The following is a 16,325-nucleotide window of genomic DNA, read 5'->3' on the forward strand; positions in this document are numbered from 1 at the left end:
ACCATCATCCACGCGACACGCGCCGCCCCGGCCCGCCCGACACCGGGAACCGGCCGCCCACGTCACTGCCCCCGCACATGATCCAGCCGAAGAACGTCTGCGTCCTCGTTGCCGAAGTACCCGGGAGACGGCGCCTTGCCGAGGCTCTCGGCGCGCACGAGGTCAACCACGCGGTCGAGCGCTGCATGCACCGCATCGAACGGGCCGTCGAGGCGAACGCCGGGGCCCGGCTGCGCCGCGAGGCGGCACGCGCGTGCGCGACGTTCGAGTGCTGCGACGCCGCGATCCTCGCCGCCTGCGAAATGCTCGAGCGCGTCGAAAGCCTGCCGCCGCTGCGCGGCCTGCGCATGACGATCCGGGTCGGAGTGCACTATGGCGCGGCAGTGTCGGGCCAGCCGGTCAGCGCAGACGAGGCGCTCGCGATGCGCCTCGCCGATACTGCGAAACCCGGCCACATCCTCGCCAGCAATGCGGTCGTGATGCAGCTGTCGCACGGCGTCCGCCATCTCGCCTGCAACACGCCGCTGCAGGACCCGGCGCTCGACGGCCTTGGCTGGCCGGTGTTCGCGATTGTGCGGTCTTCCGGCATGATCACCTCGATCCCCGCCGCGGCACGAATCTCGCAACGGCTGAGGATTCATCACCAGCAGGACGTGCTGTTCGTCGAGGAGAACCGCCCCGTGGTGCTGCTGGGGCGCGAGATCGGCAACGACATCGTCATCATCGATCCGCGCACCTCGCGCCAGCACGCGCGCATCGAGCGCCGGCGCGAAGGTTTCGTCCTGATCGACCAGAGCACCAACGGCACATACGTCGCCGAAAATGGCGGCGCCGAGCAGTGCATCAAGGCCGGCGAACTGCCGCTGATCGGCCCGGGCCGCATCGGCTGCGGCTTCTCGGCGAACGACATCGAGCGCGACCTGGCGTTTTTCGAGATCGTCTAGGCGGCCGCGCCCGGCAACCGCTCACGACCTTCTTACGTCCGTTCCCGCACCCGCCGATGAGCTTCCTTTCGCTGCTCGACCCCGGCCCCGAAGCGGGCCTCGCGGCACTGTTCGTATCGAGCTTTCTTTCCGCGACGCTGCTGCCGGGCGGATCGGAACTCGTGCTCGCCGGCGTGCTCACGCTGCGGCCCGGGCAGCTCGTCGCCGCGCTGACGCTCGCGACGCTCGGCAACACGCTCGGCGGCATGAGCACCTGGGCGCTCGCCCGGCTGCTGCCCGGAAAGGCGGACACGGGCCGGCTCGCCTGGGTGCGCCATCACGGCGCGCCGATCCTGCTGCTGTCGTGGGCGCCGGTGATCGGCGACGCCCTGTGCGCCGCGGCGGGCTGGCTGCGCCTCGCGTGGCTGCCGTGCCTGCTGTGGATGGCGGCGGGCAAGCTGCTACGCTACGCTCTCGTCGCCTTCGCCGTCCTGTGAACCCGCCTCGTGCACGACGTCGGCGTCTCCGCGGACTGTCACCCGAAGTCTTCAGGACCCCTCGAGCCCGATTGACGCCACGGTACAAGCTGCTTGAAAATCAAGCCCCTACGCGGCGCAGGGACTTGACCGGCGTTCGTATTGCACCGCCGTAAGCTACAATTTGCGGCTTCCCCGCCGTCCTGGTATCGGAACATCTGATGACTCAACGCCTGCGCGAGATTCCCTATAACTACACGTCGTTCTCCGACCGCGAGATCGTCATCCGCCTGCTCGGCGCCGACGCCTGGCACGCGCTCGATGCGCTGCGCGAGGAGCGCGTCACCGGGCGCTCGGCGCGGATGCTCTACGAAGTGCTCGGCGACATCTGGGTCGTGCAGCGCAATCCCTACCTCCAGGACGACCTGCTGGGGAACCCGGAGCGGCGCCGCGCGCTGATCGAGGCGCTGCGCCACCGGCTGCGCGAAGTCGAGAAGCGCCGCGAGGAAAGCGCGGTGCAGGACCCGGAACGCAGCGACAAGGTCGCGCGCCTCATCGAGTCGGCGCACGACGCGGTCGACCGCTTCGCGCAGTTCTTCAGCGACACCGAGGTGCTGCGCAAGAAGACGCTGAAGACGCTGACGCGCCACACCGCGCGCGACAACATCTGCTTCGACGGCCACGCGCGCGTCTCGCACGTCACCGACGCCACCGACTGGCGCGTCGAGTACCCGTTCGTCGTCCTCTATCCCGACACCGAAGAAGAGATGGCGCCGCTCGTGAAATGCTGCATCGAGCTCGGCCTGACGATCATCCCGCGCGGCGGCGGCACCGGCTACACCGGCGGCGCGGTGCCGCTCGATGCGCGCTCGGCGGTCATCAACACCGAAAAGCTGATCGCGCTCGGCCCGGTCGAGGAACTCGCCCTGCCGGGCGCCGACGGCAGCGAAGGCACGCGCTACGCGACGATCCGCACCGGCGCCGGCGTCGTCACCGAACGCGTCGCCGAAGCGGCGGCGGCGGCCGGCCGCGTGTTCGCCGTCGACCCGACTTCGGCCAGCGCGTCGTGCATCGGCGGCAACATCGCGATGAACGCCGGCGGCAAGAAGGCCGTGCTGTGGGGCACTGCGCTCGACAACCTGGCGTGGTGGAAGATGGTCACGCCCGACGGCGACTGGCTCGAAGTCGAGCGGCTCGACCACAACTTCGGCAAGATCCACGAGCAGGAGACGGTCCGCTTCCGCCTGCGCCGGTTCGACCCGAGCGGCAGAAAGCGGACCGGCGAGGAGATCCTGACGCTGCCCGGCGCATCCTGCCGCAAGGTCGGCCTCGGCAAGGACGTCACCGACAAGTTCCTCGGCGGCGTGCCGGGCGTACAGAAGGAAGGCACCGACGGCCTGATCGTCGCCGCGCGCTGGGTGCTGCACAAGATGCCGCCGGTGACGCGCACGGTGTGCCTGGAGTTCTTCGGCCAGGTGCGCGAAGCGGTGCCGGCGATCGTCGAGATCACCGACTGGTTCAAGCCCGGCAAGGATGGCGAGCGCCTCGGCGTGCAGCTCGCCGGCCTCGAGCACCTCGACGAGCGCTACGTGAACGCGGTCGGCTACACGACGAAGGCGAAGCGCCACGGCCGGCCGAAGATGGTGCTGATCGGCGACATCGTCGGCCACGACGACGCGGCGGTGATGACCGCCGCGTCGGAAGTCGTGCGCATGTGCAACGTGCGCGGCGCCGAAGGCTTCATCGCGGCCAGCCCCGAGCAGAGGAAGCGTTTCTGGCTCGACCGCTCGCGCACCGCGGCGATCTCGCGCCACACCAACGCGTTCAAGGTCAACGAGGACGTCGTGATCCCCTTGCCGCGCATGGGCGACTACTGCGACGGCATCGAGCGCATCAACATCGAGCTGTCCACGCGCAACAAGCTCGAACTGTGCGACGCGCTGACCGGCCTGCTCGCCGGCGAGCTGCCGCTCGACCAGGGCGACGCGAACCTCGCGAGCGACGAGCTGATCGGCGACCGCCGCCAGGCCGCGGTCGACTACATCGCGAGCGTGCGGCGCCGCTGGCAGTGGCTGCTCGACAACCTCGACCTGCCGCTGGCGCAGGCCGAAGCGCAGTTCGACGAATTCGGCATCCACGCCGGCGAGCTGACCAACCGCGCCGCGAACCCGAAGCTCTTCCACCGCCTGCAGGACTATTCGGTGCGCACGTCGTGGAAGACCGAGCTCAAGCCGCGCCTCGACAAGATCTTCGACGGCGCGGTGTTCCGCCCGGTCGTCGCGCGCATCGAGGAAGTGCACAAGGAAGTGCTGCGCGGGCGCGTCTTCGTCGCGCTGCACATGCACGCCGGCGACGGCAACGTGCATACCAACATCCCGGTCAACTCCGACCACTACGCGATGCTGCAGACGGCGAACCGCGCCGTCGACCGCATCATGGCGCTCGCCCGCGCGCTCGACGGCGTGATCTCCGGCGAGCACGGCATCGGCATCACGAAGCTCGACTATCTGACCGACGCCGAGATGGCGAACTTCTGGGAGTACAAGCGCCGCGTCGACCCGCAAGGGCACTTCAACCGCGGCAAGCTGATGCGCGGGCTGGGCACGATGACCGGCAACCTCGACAACGCCTACACGCCGAGCTTCAACCTGATGGGCCACGAGTCGCTGATCATGGAGCAGACCGAGATCGGCGACATCGCGCACGACATCAAGGACTGCCTGCGCTGCGGCAAGTGCAAGCCGGTGTGCTCGACGCACGTGCCGCGCGCGAACCTGCTGTACAGCCCGCGCAACAAGATCCTCAGCACATCGCTCCTGATCGAAGCGATGCTGTACGAGGAGCAGACGCGGCGCGGCGTGTCGCTCGCGCACTGGGCCGAATTCGAGGACGTCGCCGACCACTGCACGGTGTGCCACAAGTGCGAGAAACCCTGTCCGGTCGATATCGACTTCGGCGACGTGTCGATCAAGATGCGCAACCTCTTGAGGAAGCAGGGCAAGAAGAGCTTCAACCCCGGCAAGGCCGCGGCGATGGCGTTCCTGACCGTGAAGGACCCGGCGACGATCAAGCTGATCCGCACCGGCATGATCGAATGGGGCTACAAGGCGCAGCGGCTCGCGCACCAGGTCGGCAAGTCGCTCGGCCTCGTCCAGCAACAGGTGAAACAGCCGCCGGCGACTCTCGGCAAGGCGCCGCTGCGCGCGCAGGTGATCCACTTCATCAACAAGCCGATGCCCGGCAACCTGCCCAAGCGCACCAGCCGCGCGCTGCTCGACATCGAGGACGGCAACGTCATCCCGGTGATCCGCGACCCGCACCTGAAGCGCGACGACTCGGAAGCGGTGTTCTATTTCCCCGGCTGCGGCTCCGAGCGCCTGTTCAGCCAGGTCGGCCTCGCAACGCAGGCGATGCTGTACCAAGTCGGCGCGACCACAGTGCTGCCGCCCGGGTATCTGTGCTGCGGCTACCCGCAGACCTCGGCCGGCGAGGACGACAAGGGCCAGCAGATCACCACCGACAACCGCGTGCTGTTCCACCGCGTCGCCAACACGCTGAACTACCTCGACATCAAGACCGTGATCGTGTCCTGCGGCACGTGCATGGACCAGCTGCAGAAATACCAGTTCGAGCAGATCTTCCCCGGCTGCCGGCTGCTCGACATCCACGAATACCTGATGGAGAAAGGCGTCAAGCTCGACGGCGTCACCGGCACGAAGTACATGTACCACGAGCCGTGCCACACGCCGATGAAAGTGCATTCGGGCATCAAGGTCGCGAACCAGCTGATGGGCACGCGCGTCGACCTCAACGACCGCTGCTGCGGCGAATCGGGCACGCTCGCGGTCGCGCGGCCGGACATCTCGACGCAGGTGCGCTTCCGCAAGCAGGAAGAGATCGAGAAAGGCGCCGCGGCGCTGCGCGAGGGCGCAGACCCGGTGAAGATCCTGACATCGTGCCCGTCCTGCCTGCAGGGCCTGACGCGCTACGCCAACGACGCCGGCGGCGTCGAGGCCGACTACATCGTCGTCGAGATCGCAAAGCACCTGCTCGGCGACAACTGGATGCCGGACTACGTGCAGCGGGCGAACAACGGCGGCATCGAACGGGTGTTGCTATAAGAAGCAAGGAGCGGCGGTTCAGGTCGTGTTGCATGTAACGTTGACAGTGACTATATTGTTTCATGTAACAGATGAAGGGCCCTTCATATGGCAAACACGCCCGTAAATGCGCGGGTTCAAAAGCACCGCGACGCGCTGCGCATGGCCGGGCTTCGCCCGGTGCAAATCTGGGTGCCGGATACGCGACGGCCAGACTTTGCAGAGGAATGCCGCCGCCAGAGCCGCCTTGCTGCCGAAGCGGACATGGCCGACACGGACATGCAGCACTTCATGGATGAAGCCCTGGCCGACGTTGACGGCTGGACGGAGTGATGATGCGGGGCGACTTCGTGACCATCGCCATGCAAGGCGATTTTGGCAAGCCAGGACTCGCCCTGGTGATTCAAGCCGACCCGTTTAGCGAGCACGCCACCGTCACGGTGCTGCCGGTAACAAGCGCGCTGGTCGCTGCGCCGCTGTTTCGCATCACTGTCCAACCCAGCGCAGAGAACGGCCTGCAGAAGCCTTCGCAGGTGATGGCGGACAAGGCCATCACCGTGAAACGCGCCAAGATAGGGCAAGCCTTCGGCCGTATTGATGCGGATGCGATGGTGGAGGTCGAGCGTTGCCTGGCCGTGTTCCTGGGGATTGCCAAGTGAAGCGAGGGCCTCGTCGTCACTGAGGACCGTAGGGCGGAAAAGCGCAGGGCCTTCCGCCGCATGGGAAACGGCGGCGCGGTTGGGAAACACCCCGCTCCTAGCAGTAGAGCTTACTGCGCGGCCTGACAGGTTGGTCCCAAGCGAATCAGCAGGAGGGTTTTCTTATATGTAAGGTACGGCACGAAGCGCGCCTGGGTACAATTCGCTAGCCATGCCAGTTTCTCCAGCAGTGGTTCGCGGACGAACAGAAGTGCGTCCTCGCCGGCGTGGGCCTGCACCTCGTCCACATTAAGCGCGGCGATTGACCGGCCGGCGTAATACACCAGACGCATGTCCGGTGTACCGAGGCTGTAGAGCGGCTGACTGGGGTAATCGACCAGCGTTTTCTTGATCTCGGGCAGTGCCTGCAGGCGGTGGACGAACACTCGGGCCTCGAACAGGGCGTAGAAGCCAATGAAGGCCAGCAGTAGCAGCGGCGGCAACCAGGTCATCAGGCCGTGCCGCCAGCCCTGCTGCACGTCCCGCACCGCGGTCCAGTGCCAAGCCAGCATCAGCGCCATGGCCGGGTAGGCAGGCAGCAAGTATTTGGCGTGCTTGTCGGTGAACAGGGAAAAGACCAGCAGCGGAAGCAGCACGCTGCTGGTCAGCAGCTGAAGCTCGGCACGCGCGCGAATCGCCCGCCATAGCTGCCGCGGCCGCACCAGCAACACCAGCCAGAACGGCGCGAAATCGCCGGCCAGGTACATCAGGTAGGCATACCAGCTCTCGCCGCTTTGCTCTCCGCTGACCTTTGCCATGATGTCCTGCTCGAGAATCGAGGACCATACGTCCCAGCCCAGCTTCAGACTGACGGCCAGATACCAGGAACCGCCGATCAGCAGTGCGAGCAGCCAGCCGGGTACGTCGCACAGATAGGCTTTAGCGCGGGGCTGGCGGAGGAATGCGAACACCAACAGGGGAGCGGCGACGAACAGCAGGCTGACCGGGCCCTTGGTCAGTAGGCACAGACCAATCAGGGCGAAGCTGAGCAGCACCCAGCGCCGACTGCCGTGGCGAAACAGGTAGTGCTGCGCATTCCGACGATCGTGACCGCTCATACCGACGAACGTGACCGGTGCTCTGTGCGCGCCAGCGTGGTGTTCAGAGTTTAACCGCGTCGGTCACGATCACGGTCATTTCGGGGCATGGCATAGGCTTATCCACAGGCGGCCGCCAGCGCGCCTCACACGCTGGCGGGCGGCCGGCTGTGGGTAAGCCGTACAGCACGCGCGGCCTCATGCCGTGGCCTTCTTTCGCATCGATTCGCCCTTCAGGGCGAGCTTGTGCGCGGCATGCACGATGCGATCGAGGATCGCGTCGGCGAAGGTCGGGTCGCCGAGGTAGGCGTGCCAGTGCTCGATCGGCAGCTGGCTGGTGATCACCGTCGAGCGGCTGCCGACCCGGTCGTCGAGGAGCTCGAGCAGATCGCTGCGCTCGGCCGCCGAAGGCGCCGCCAGGCCCCAGTCGTCGATCACGATCAGGTCGAGCCGGGCCAACTGCATGAGCCGTCGGCTGAAGCTGCCGTCGGCGTGGGCGAGGCGCAGCTCCTCGAACAGGCGCGGCAGGCGCACGTAGTAGGCCGACAGCCCCTGGCGGCAGGCGGCGTTGGCGAGTGCGCAGGCGAGCCAGGTCTTGCCGCTGCCGGTGGGGCCGGTGATCAGGCAGTTCTGCGCCTGGCGGATCCAGTGGCAGGTGCCCAGCGCGGCGAACTGGCTGCGCTCGAGCCCTCGCCCGGCGCGGTAGTCGACATCCTCCAGGCAGGCGCCGCCGACCTTGATACGGGCGGCCTTGAGCAGGCGCTCGATGCGCTTGCTGTCGCGCAGCAGCAGCTCGCGGTCGATGAGCTGGGCAAGGCGCTCGTCGAAGGTGAGCGCCTCGATGGCGGGATGGGCGTGTTGTTCTTCGAGGGCGCGCGCCATGCCCTCCAGGCGCAGGGCGCGCAGTTGGTCGAGGGTGGGGTGGGTGAGCATCGTGGTTTCTCCGGTGCGGGTGGTTAATGGGGTGGGTCGAGCCGTTACGGCGTAACGGCGCTGCGGATCAGTGGTAGTAGTGCGCACCGCGCAGGTTGGCGTGCGCATCGGGCAGGGCGAGTTCGGCCTGTTGCGGCGCACTCGCCGGCAGCGGTGCGCGATCGAGCCCGGTCTTGAGCATCGAGGCGAGGTTCTTGTAGCGCATCGCCCCGAGCGCGACGGCGCGGGTGGCGGCGGCCTCCAGCCGTGTGTTGCCGTACTGGCGGGCCAGGCGCATCAGCCCCAGGCAGGCGCGGTAGCCCTGTTCGGGGTGCGGCATGCGTTCGAGCTGGAAGGCGACCACGCGCTCGGTGTGCGGCCCCACCGTGGCGCCCCAGGCGATGAGCTTGCTGGGCGACCACTGGCGGTGGGCCTGGTGCGAGGCTGGCATGTGCTCGGTGAGCGTGCTGAAGGCGCCGCGCCGGTGGCTGCGGGCATGCACCGCCACGCGGCGTCCGCCGGCGAAGCACTCGATGCTCGAGAGCGTGACGCGAAGCTCCAGCACCTGCCCGACCAGCGCGTGGGGCACGCTGTAGTAGTGGCCGTCGAACTCGACGTGATAGTCGATGTTGGGCTTGGCCTTCTTCCACTGGGCGAACTGGAACGGCGTGGCGGGCAGCGCACGCAGCGCCGGCTGGTCGAGCGTCTCGAAGGCGCTGCGACGATTGCCCGGCAGGCGCTGGAAGGGGCGTGCGTTGAGATCCTCGAGCAGCTCGGCGATGGCCACGTCGAGCTCGGCCAGCGAGAAGAAGCGCCGGTGCCGCAGCCGCGCCAGGATCCAGCGCTGCACGATCTGTACGCCCACCTCCACCTTGCTCTTGTCCTGCGGCTTATAGGGGCGTGCGGGCAGGATCGCCACGCCGTAGTGCTGGGCGAACTCGGCAGTGGTGCGCTGCAATTGCGGCGCGTATCGGTCCGGTTCGCCGACCATGGAGCGGGTGTTGTCGGGGACGATCAGCTCGGGCACGCCGCCGATGAAACGCAGCGCCCGCCCCAGCGCCCCCAGCCAGTCGGCTTGTGACTGCGTGGCCGTGGCGCAGGCGAAAGTGTAGTTCGAGGCCCCGAGCACGGCCACGAAGATCTGCGCCCGAGAAATCTCGCCGGTCTCGGCGTCGACGATCGGCACCGTGTCGCCCGCGTAGTCGATGAAGAGCTTCTCGCCGGCGCGATGCACCTGGCGCATCGAGCGTTTGAGCCCCTTGGCGAAGTCCCGATAGAGGTCGCAGAAGCGCGAATACTGGTAGGTCGGCCCGGCCGTCGCCTGGACGTACTCCTCCCACAGCAGTGCGAGCGTGACGTTCTTGCGCTTGAGGCCTTGATGGACGCCGGCGAGATCGGGCATCCGGTAGCCCACCGCCGTCCCGCGCGGACGCGGCGTCCCGCCCAGCAGTGCGCGCAGGCGCGCCTCGTCGGCCGCCGCCAGTTCGGCCCAGCTCACGCCGCTGGCCTCAGCCGCCTTCACGTACTTGGCGACGACGCCCTTGGAAATCGACAGCGCGCGCGCGATGCGCTCATGCGAGAGCGCGCAGTCGTACTTGAGCCGTAACAGCTCCTTGATGTTGTGCATGGCAATCCGCTCCGCCGGCATCCCCTCGCTCCGTGCAAAGCGCGCAAGGGTAGCCGTGACAAAGGTGGTTGCCACGCTGGCCGCACAGGCCGTTCCGATTTGATCGTGACCGACGATTCCGACAACGTGACCGGTGATTCCGACGGCGGCCCAAATCGGTCACGATCAAATCGGAATCGCCGGTCACGACCTCGGAATCACCGGTCACACCCTTCTCGGAATGGGCGGTCACGATGGGTCGGAATACGCACGCCATCACCGGCCGCGATGAGAAAGCACTGGAACGCGCACGGGCGGAATTGGGCGGCAGCGTATTGGCGATTCGCTCGGACGCGGGGGACATCGGTGCGCAGTGCGAATTGGCGCGGGTACTTGCACAGCAGTGGCCGCGACTGGACGTGCTGTACGCCAACGCAGGCGATGTCACCCACCGGCCGCTGTCGGACTGGGACGAGACGGCCTGGGATTGGCTCATGGCGATCAACCTCAAAGGCCCGTTCTTCCTGATCCAATCGCTGTTGCCGCTGCTGGCCGATCCGGCATCGGTGATCCTGTGCGGATCGACCAGCGCCCATATCGGCCTGCCACAAAGCAGTGCCTACGCCGCCAGCAAGGCTGGCCTGCTGTCGCTGGCGCGCACGCTGTCGGCCGAACTGGCCGTGCGCGGCATCCGGGTCAATGGCTTGAGTCCAGGCCCGACCGAAACCCCGGCCCTTGGCAAGCTCGGGCTGTCCCCCGAGCAGCAGAGCGCCATGCAGGATGAAATCCGCAAGCTGGTGCCCATCGGCCGTATGGGAACGCCGTGGGAACTGGCGAAGGCGGCCGTCTTCCTCGCCTCGGACGAATCGCGCTTCGTCGTCGGAACGGAATTGCTGGTCGATGGCGGCGTGGCCAGTCTGTAGCTCGCCAGCCTGTGGCGCGATGCGCGACTACGGCGTGTCGCGTTCCTTCAATACGGCCTCAAGCTCCTGGCGCACCTGCGCCAGGAGCTGATCGGTCTTGCGCGTGCTGTCGCCAGCATAGGCCAGCGTCAGCAGCGTGAGCGGATGCACTTCCATCACCTCGCACAGTTCGTCCAGCTTGCTGATGGTCGGGCTTTTCAGGTCGCGCTCCAGCGTACTCATGTAGGTGCGGCTCGACACGTCGGAGAACGCTTCCTGGCTCAAGCCACGCGCTTTCCTGACCGTCTTCAATGCCCTCGCCAACCAGGGCGCATTGTGACTATTTCACTCTTACCTAAGACCTGTCCGGTCTGAAACCGCACTCTTGCGCCGAAGCGGAATCACTCTGCTGCAAACAGTTATGGTCTTTGGCGCGGACTGCGGCACGGTGTCCGATGCTGCCCGTCAATTCCTAGCGGCGCAGCCGTCGCATTCAGACGATTTTCGCAATGCACCGGAGCCAGTCGGTCTTGACAGCAACCGCTACAGCCTAACCCGATAACGATGACGCTTTGATGTTGAACCGGTAGCCCCGCATCACGAAAACCCAGCGCCTGCTGCTGATCGGCCGCCTGCAACGCTTGCAGCGCCTGGGTCTGGCCGACGAGATGCAGCTCGGCACCTGGGCCGTCCATGCGGACGCGGAGAAGACCTTGCGCGCCCTGGGCGAGCGCGGCGACATTCTCCGCGCGACGCAGCGGGCCATGCGCGGCGAGCCGCGCGAGCTGGGCGCTCCTGCCCGCTTGGTGGCACAGGATGGTGGCGCTCGCTCGCACCAGTGCGTGGTTGCACTCTCGCAGCAGGGGGACGAGTGGGTTCAGCGGCATAAGGGTTGATCCGGGTGAAGTCGAGCCTAAGGGCGATGCGAAAGAGCACTGTGCTCATCCTCTCGAAGCTGATCCGGCCACGCGCTTGGCGCTTGGTGACCTGGAAGGACCCATTCAGGGCTTCCAGGAGGCCGTCAGCCTGGTGGGGCTGTGTCCAGGCGACGATGCCCTCGAAGTAGTTTCGGATCAGCCAGGCGACGTCCCTCATCGGCTTGAGACCCCTACGACCGTTGCCACTGGCCACGAGTCCCCCAATTCTTCGCAGTTCCATTACCATTGAAAAGATCGTTCGTATGAACTATATTTTTATCGGAACAGCCGGAGGATGTATGCCAAATCATGCCGAGACAACCAGCGGCCACGAGGCCCGCAGTGCCAGGACCCGATCACAGTTGATCGAAGCGACGATTGATGTTGTCGCTGCCGTTGGCTACGAGGGGGCAACCACACGCGCCTTGTCCCAGGCGGCTAAAACCAAGCTGTCGGCCATTCCCTACCATTTCGGCAGCAAGAAGGAACTCTATCTGGCAGCAGCGGACATGATCGCCGAATATGCGGCCGATCGCTTCGGTGAGGCTGCGGCCCTGCTCGACGATACATCGGACGTTGAGCTTTCCGTTCGCTTCGAGCATGCGCTGATCCAACTGCTCCACACCATGCTGGAGGATGCCGAGCCGCATGCCTGGACGGCATTCGTGGCCCGTTGCGCTTACGACAACGACGACGCCTTCGCCCTGATTCATGAACGCGCGATCACTCCTCTGCAGGAACGTCTAGTACATGCCGCCAGCCAATTTAGCGGTCGATCCTCCAATGACGAGGGGCTGCGGCTGCGCGTCATCGCAATTCTGACGGCAATTTTCAGTTTCAGGTTTCTGCGGGGCGTGATGCTCCGTGGTATGGACTGGAAAAGCATGCGGAACCAAGCCACCAAGCAAATCACGGACATGATCCACGATCTCTGCCGAAGCGGCTTTCTTGCTGTTTGGCCGGCCGGTGACGGCACGGACCGAAAAACAGGCCCCGCCTGATTCCATTGATCTCTCTCCAATTGAAAGGAAATGCACCATGACTCTCCAATCCTACATACACCAGACCATCGCATGGGCGAAGCACCGTCTCGATGAGACTGATGCCATTCTTTCCCAGGTCGAGAAATCGACCGCCGATATCAAGGAAGATGCCCGCAAGCAAGCCGATGCAGCTCGCGCACGCCTCGCGGCGTCCCGCGCGAAACTACAGCAGTACTACGATGATTTGCGCGCCCAGGCGGACACCGCGAAGCAGGAAGCGGGCGAAATTCAGGATAAGCTCGAAGCCGAATGGATTGAAGTCGAGTCCGCCCTCCAGCAGTTTGTGACCACGACCGGCGACCAAGTGAAAACCGTGCGTAGCATTGTCGTCGTCCGTGCGCACGCACAGCGGCAAGCGTGGCAAAACTCGCTAAAGGATTTGCGTGACCAGGCGGCTGATGCCGTTGAGAAGGCCCGCGGCGAACTCGATACCGCGTTCGATCACCTTTCTACCGAGACCGAGAAGTTCCAGGAGCGTATCGGTGAGGTCAAGGACGCCGGCGATGAATCCTGGCGTGCCGTCAAGCAGGGGTTCGCCGATGCCAAGGCTGCTCACGCCGTCACGGTCCAGAAAATCAAGGATGCCTTTTCCAAGGTTATCTGAACCTAGACGCCACGTTGCTTTTGTTTTGGCTCATCAGGAGAAATCACCGTGAAACTTCGCTTTTCCACGATCGCCTTGGCGCTGCTTGCCCAAGCAGCGTTGTTGTCGGCTCATCCCGCCCTGGCGCAAAATGTAGGAGCACAGGCCGATTCAGCCGCCACACAGAAGGAGCCCTCAAGGGTTCACCAAGCACTGGCGTGGTCGCAGGATCGGCTGGCCCAGCTTGATGCCAACATTACCGCTTTGGAAAAAGATGCCAGCAGGCTCCGGGGCGAGGCACGCACCAAGGCCGATGCGGCGTTGGCGGATCTGCGCAAGCAGCGGGATGCCTATCGCCGCCGGGCTCAAGATGCTGCAGCCAACGCACAGAGCTGGAGCGATGCCCAGATTGCCGAAGCACGTCAGGGGCTCGACAATGATTGGGCCGCCTTTCAGGCCGCCCGAGACAAATATCTTGAACAAAGCAAGGCCAGCATCGCTACGCGCCGCGCCGTATTGGAGGCGGAACTTGAGGCGCAGCAGAAAGCGCTTGCGGGACTGCGAGCCGACGCGGCCAAGCTTGAGGCGGATCAGCGCACAGCCATTGAAGCGCGTATTGCTGCACTGAATGCAGATGTGGAGGAGACCAAGGCCCGGGTCTCAAAAGCCTCGGCCGAGGTATGGGAGACCACGAAAAAGAGCTATGGGGAAGCCCAGCGGCTCTTTTCCGAGACATATGCGTCCATCCGTCAGTCTATTGACGAAGCTTCGAAGTAAATTTCCTTACGCCGAAGACGTGGAGAGCCCCTAAATATTCCCGTCTCTGGCTCACGCCTCCGGTGAGGGGCGGGACGCATGGAACTTCGTCACTTGCGCTGTTTTCTGGCCGTGGCTGCGGCCAGTCCGAAACGCCACCGAAGGCCAACACCTCGGAAGCGAATATTCCAACGGTGGAAGAACTGGCTGTTCGCCGGCAGCCTGCGGGTGGAGGCGATGCGACACTGACCACAATTTTTCGCCTGGGTCAGCGAGACGTGGCTGTGTCTCGATTTGAGCTGTTGATCCCCGCTTATTCAGACTTGATTGAGAGATAAGGGTTGTTGGGCGGAATCTCGGCGAGCAACTGGGATGCATCTTCCAGCAGATAGCCATGCAGTCGGCGGGATTTTCTAGGACCAGTGACATCGCAAGTCCAGATGTTCAGGCCATTGGGATGTTTGCGATGAAGTTGTAGCCGCTCGAAGCGCTTTTGTACCCACTGCCAATCCTGCTGGTTGTCCTGTTTGGCAAGCGTTCCGACCCCCGGGTATTCTTGTGCATAGCGTTGGAACACGCCTGGGCTGACTAGATAGGCTGTGTCGCTCACCGTATGCACAAGCGCTTTCGCGTCATTGATGATGAGTCGGCGTGAGGTCACTCCCTGTTTCAGCCACGCCATGAAATGTTCGCCCGACGGGTGTGCTGCCTTCGAGGATGGTTCGGTGCGTACCGGATGTGCCGCGCCCGCGGCAGCCGTTGCTTCCTGTCGGGTGCCGGACGTGTCGCTCATGCCCACCGTGGCCAACATGTCCTCCATAACGTCAGGTACGGGCTGGGCTACGGGCGGCGAAGTGGGGGCGATGCTGCTGTCTTCCCAAGGCGAGATTTCCGCGCCGCTCGGGGCCGACTTCGCCACTGCCGAAGGTGGGATGGCTGGCGCACCGGCCTCGTTTTCCGCGGGTGTCGTATCGATCGCCACCGTGCCGGCAAAAGGCGACGGCCGCTTGCCAGCTTCCCAGATTAGCGCGGGCGCGAGACGCAACAGGGTGAACGAGTGGGACCAGCCATTGGAACTGGTCACGGTCGCCCGCCAAACCGCCTTGTCGTCCGGTGTAGGCTGCAACATGCCGTGATCCTGTAGCACGTTGAACACTGCGGTGTTGTTCGCAGGGATGCCATCGATGCCCTGGGCAAGCAGGTGAGCACGCAGCTTGTCGGAGACCGTCTTGCTCACCAGCCACAGCGCTTCCTCGGTGAGCCAGCCATCGGAGGCCTCGGGCTGATTCAGCTTCAACTCTTCCTTGAGCAGATAACGCAACCCGTCCAGCAGCTTGCGTTGCAGTGCGTGCTTGGGCGCTGCCATGGCGCGGGCCGGATCGCCGCCCAGTTCCTGAGCCACCGACGCCCGGTCTGCTTGCACGACGAGCTCTCCCAGGACACCGGCATGTTCGTACTGACCGGCCAGCACATAGAGCAGCGGTGCCCAGAGAGCCGGATAGTCGCTGAGCCAGTCCAGGACGTGGCGGTCGAGCAGTTGGCGATAGAGCAAGCCTGTTGCGGCGCTGTGCAGGCGGTACTCGCGGTCATCACGGTAGCGGAATCGGTACGCCTGGTGCAGCGGGCCATGCCACGGATGCCAAGTACTGCCGTCGGCCAGTTCGACGTGTAGATCGACGGCGATCTTGCCGATGTCATGCAGCAGCGCGGCATAGGCGACTGCAGCGGTCCAGGCCTCGGCTTGCGCCGCCTGGTCTTCGGGGCTGGCACCGATGGGCAGCAGATGGGACTGCCGCAGTTTCAGGCTGTAGGCGACGATCTCCAGGCCGTGGTCCAGCATGCCGCCCGGGTAGGCATGGTGATGCGCCTCGGAGGCCGGGAAGGCCTGGACCAGTTCGGCGTAGCGTTCCAGGGGCGTGCGGTACAGGGTGGCGAATTGCCTGCGTGAGAGCGAGGTGCGCTGCCAGATGTGCTCCAGCAGCTTCTGCCGGCGTGGGGTGGCCAGCAGCGATGCGGCCGACTCAGGACGCAGGAGCCCTTTCGGGATGGCGGTGACGGGTGGTGGCGTCGGTGCGGCAGCGACCGGGGGCCGTTTTCGCTGGAACAGGGAGAGCATGTGAGGTGTCCTAATGACGGGCCGACTGGGAGGCCTTTTGGCCTTTTCGAGGTAGGGCCTTTCCCCTTGCACCCCATTCCCTTGCCATTTCGGCCCTTTGGCCTTTAACCGTTTCGGTATAGCTGCGCATTCCGACGATCGTGACCGCTCATACCGACGAACGTGACCGGTGCTCTGTGCGCGCCAGCGTGGTGTTCAGAGTTTAACCGCGTCGGTCACGATCACGGTCATTTCGGGGCATGGCATAGGCTTATCC

15 protein-coding genes and 1 pseudogene are annotated in these 16,325 nt (G+C 65.1%); 10 read left to right on the forward strand and 6 right to left on the reverse strand.

What is annotated here, in order from left to right; all coding sequences use genetic code 11:
• The first annotated feature begins 77 nt into the window (after positions 1-77).
• The 5 genes from pbN1_RS07870 to pbN1_RS07890 all read left to right on the forward strand — a co-directional run bounded on the left by pbN1_RS07870 (position 78) and on the right by pbN1_RS07890 (position 6,158).
• Positions 78-944, forward strand: a complete 867-nt coding sequence (locus pbN1_RS07870; protein WP_169202207.1) for an FHA domain-containing protein — start codon at positions 78-80, stop codon at positions 942-944.
• A gap of 56 nt (positions 945-1,000) precedes the next feature.
• The gene (locus pbN1_RS07875) at positions 1,001-1,420 is read left to right on the forward strand and encodes a YqaA family protein (RefSeq protein WP_169120474.1); all 420 of its coding nucleotides are present in this window, start codon (positions 1,001-1,003) and stop codon (positions 1,418-1,420) included.
• Positions 1,421-1,620: 200 nt separating this feature from the next.
• Entirely contained in the window at positions 1,621-5,520 is a 3,900-nt protein-coding gene (locus tag pbN1_RS07880; protein ID WP_169202208.1) for a DUF3683 domain-containing protein, read from the forward strand.
• Between the two features lie 87 nt (positions 5,521-5,607).
• Complete coding sequence (locus pbN1_RS07885) at positions 5,608-5,832, forward strand: antitoxin MazE family protein (protein ID WP_169202209.1); 225 nt, start codon at positions 5,608-5,610, stop codon at positions 5,830-5,832.
• Positions 5,832-6,158 (forward strand): type II toxin-antitoxin system PemK/MazF family toxin, encoded by a 327-nt coding sequence (locus pbN1_RS07890; RefSeq protein ID WP_210147694.1) that lies wholly within the window; start codon positions 5,832-5,834, stop codon positions 6,156-6,158. Before pbN1_RS07885 ends, pbN1_RS07890 begins: the two co-directional genes overlap by 1 nt.
• A 110-nt stretch (positions 6,159-6,268) precedes the next feature.
• Here the strand turns inward: pbN1_RS07890 and pbN1_RS07895 are convergent, their stop codons facing one another.
• The 3 genes from pbN1_RS07895 to istA all read right to left on the reverse strand — a co-directional run bounded on the left by pbN1_RS07895 (position 6,269) and on the right by istA (position 9,794).
• Entirely contained in the window at positions 6,269-7,255 is a 987-nt protein-coding gene (locus pbN1_RS07895) for an ArnT family glycosyltransferase (RefSeq protein WP_169202210.1), read from the reverse strand.
• A gap of 177 nt (positions 7,256-7,432) precedes the next feature.
• On the reverse strand, positions 7,433-8,167 hold the full coding sequence (gene istB, locus pbN1_RS07900; protein ID WP_169204293.1) for an IS21-like element helper ATPase IstB: 735 nt from the start codon (positions 8,165-8,167) through the stop codon (positions 7,433-7,435).
• A 67-nt stretch (positions 8,168-8,234) separates the two neighbouring features.
• On the reverse strand, positions 8,235-9,794 hold the full coding sequence (istA, locus tag pbN1_RS07905) for an IS21 family transposase (protein ID WP_169204294.1): 1,560 nt from the start codon (positions 9,792-9,794) through the stop codon (positions 8,235-8,237).
• Between the two features lie 143 nt (positions 9,795-9,937).
• On the opposite strand from istA, the gene pbN1_RS07910 reads away from it, so the two are divergent.
• Positions 9,938-10,675, forward strand: a complete 738-nt coding sequence (locus pbN1_RS07910) for an SDR family oxidoreductase (RefSeq protein ID WP_280516185.1) — start codon at positions 9,938-9,940, stop codon at positions 10,673-10,675.
• A 27-nt stretch (positions 10,676-10,702) separates the two neighbouring features.
• Here pbN1_RS07910 and pbN1_RS07915 read toward each other — a convergent pair whose 3' ends face one another.
• Positions 10,703-10,978 carry a helix-turn-helix domain-containing protein gene (locus pbN1_RS07915; protein ID WP_082321452.1) on the reverse strand — a complete coding sequence of 92 codons (276 nt, stop codon included), beginning with the start codon at positions 10,976-10,978 and terminating at the stop codon, positions 10,703-10,705.
• A 344-nt stretch (positions 10,979-11,322) separates the two neighbouring features.
• Here pbN1_RS07915 and pbN1_RS21135 point away from each other — a divergent pair, with 344 nt between their 5' ends.
• Positions 11,323-11,550: a DUF3363 domain-containing protein gene (locus pbN1_RS21135; RefSeq protein WP_425305768.1), complete on the forward strand. Its 228-nt coding sequence runs from the start codon at positions 11,323-11,325 to the stop codon at positions 11,548-11,550.
• A 100-nt stretch (positions 11,551-11,650) separates the two neighbouring features.
• Here pbN1_RS21135 and pbN1_RS21140 read toward each other — a convergent pair.
• A pseudogene (locus pbN1_RS21140) lies at positions 11,651-11,818 on the reverse strand (hypothetical protein); the annotation flags it as partial.
• A 16-nt stretch (positions 11,819-11,834) separates the two neighbouring features.
• On the opposite strand from pbN1_RS21140, the gene pbN1_RS07925 reads away from it, so the two are divergent.
• From pbN1_RS07925 to pbN1_RS07935, 3 genes are read left to right on the forward strand one after another with little or no spacing between them, the layout of a single operon-like run.
• A complete protein-coding gene (locus tag pbN1_RS07925) occupies positions 11,835-12,572 on the forward strand; it encodes a CerR family C-terminal domain-containing protein (protein WP_223123710.1) in 738 nt (245 codons plus the stop codon).
• Positions 12,573-12,609: 37 nt separating this feature from the next.
• Positions 12,610-13,218, forward strand: coding sequence for a sll1863 family stress response protein (locus tag pbN1_RS07930; RefSeq protein ID WP_003296513.1), 609 nt, complete (start codon positions 12,610-12,612; stop codon positions 13,216-13,218).
• A 48-nt stretch (positions 13,219-13,266) separates the two neighbouring features.
• Entirely contained in the window at positions 13,267-13,974 is a 708-nt protein-coding gene (locus pbN1_RS07935) for a hypothetical protein (RefSeq protein ID WP_003296512.1), read from the forward strand.
• Between the two features lie 292 nt (positions 13,975-14,266).
• Here pbN1_RS07935 and mobH read toward each other — a convergent pair whose 3' ends face one another.
• Positions 14,267-16,069, reverse strand: coding sequence for a MobH family relaxase (gene mobH, locus pbN1_RS07940; protein ID WP_003296511.1), 1,803 nt, complete (start codon positions 16,067-16,069; stop codon positions 14,267-14,269).
• Between the last annotated feature and the right edge of the window lie 256 nt (positions 16,070-16,325).

Source organism: Aromatoleum bremense, from assembly GCF_017894365.1.
Lineage (GTDB): Bacteria > Pseudomonadota > Gammaproteobacteria > Burkholderiales > Rhodocyclaceae > Aromatoleum > Aromatoleum bremense.

Coding starts and splice junctions, on each gene's coding strand:
- istB (WP_169204293.1), bottom strand. CDS start 8,167: ATGCTCACCCACCCCACCCTCGACCAACTGCGCGCCCTGCGCCTGGAG.
- mobH (WP_003296511.1), bottom strand. CDS start 16,069: ATGCTCTCCCTGTTCCAGCGAAAACGGCCCCCGGTCGCTGCCGCACCG.
- pbN1_RS07925 (WP_223123710.1), top strand. CDS start 11,835: ATGAACTATATTTTTATCGGAACAGCCGGAGGATGTATGCCAAATCAT.
- pbN1_RS07930 (WP_003296513.1), top strand. CDS start 12,610: ATGACTCTCCAATCCTACATACACCAGACCATCGCATGGGCGAAGCAC.
- pbN1_RS21135 (WP_425305768.1), top strand. CDS start 11,323: ATGCAGCTCGGCACCTGGGCCGTCCATGCGGACGCGGAGAAGACCTTG.
- istA (WP_169204294.1), bottom strand. CDS start 9,794: ATGCCGGCGGAGCGGATTGCCATGCACAACATCAAGGAGCTGTTACGG.
- pbN1_RS07885 (WP_169202209.1), top strand. CDS start 5,608: ATGGCAAACACGCCCGTAAATGCGCGGGTTCAAAAGCACCGCGACGCG.
- pbN1_RS07895 (WP_169202210.1), bottom strand. CDS start 7,255: ATGAGCGGTCACGATCGTCGGAATGCGCAGCACTACCTGTTTCGCCAC.
- pbN1_RS07875 (WP_169120474.1), top strand. CDS start 1,001: ATGAGCTTCCTTTCGCTGCTCGACCCCGGCCCCGAAGCGGGCCTCGCG.
- pbN1_RS07880 (WP_169202208.1), top strand. CDS start 1,621: ATGACTCAACGCCTGCGCGAGATTCCCTATAACTACACGTCGTTCTCC.
- pbN1_RS07890 (WP_210147694.1), top strand. CDS start 5,832: ATGATGCGGGGCGACTTCGTGACCATCGCCATGCAAGGCGATTTTGGC.
- pbN1_RS07870 (WP_169202207.1), top strand. CDS start 78: ATGATCCAGCCGAAGAACGTCTGCGTCCTCGTTGCCGAAGTACCCGGG.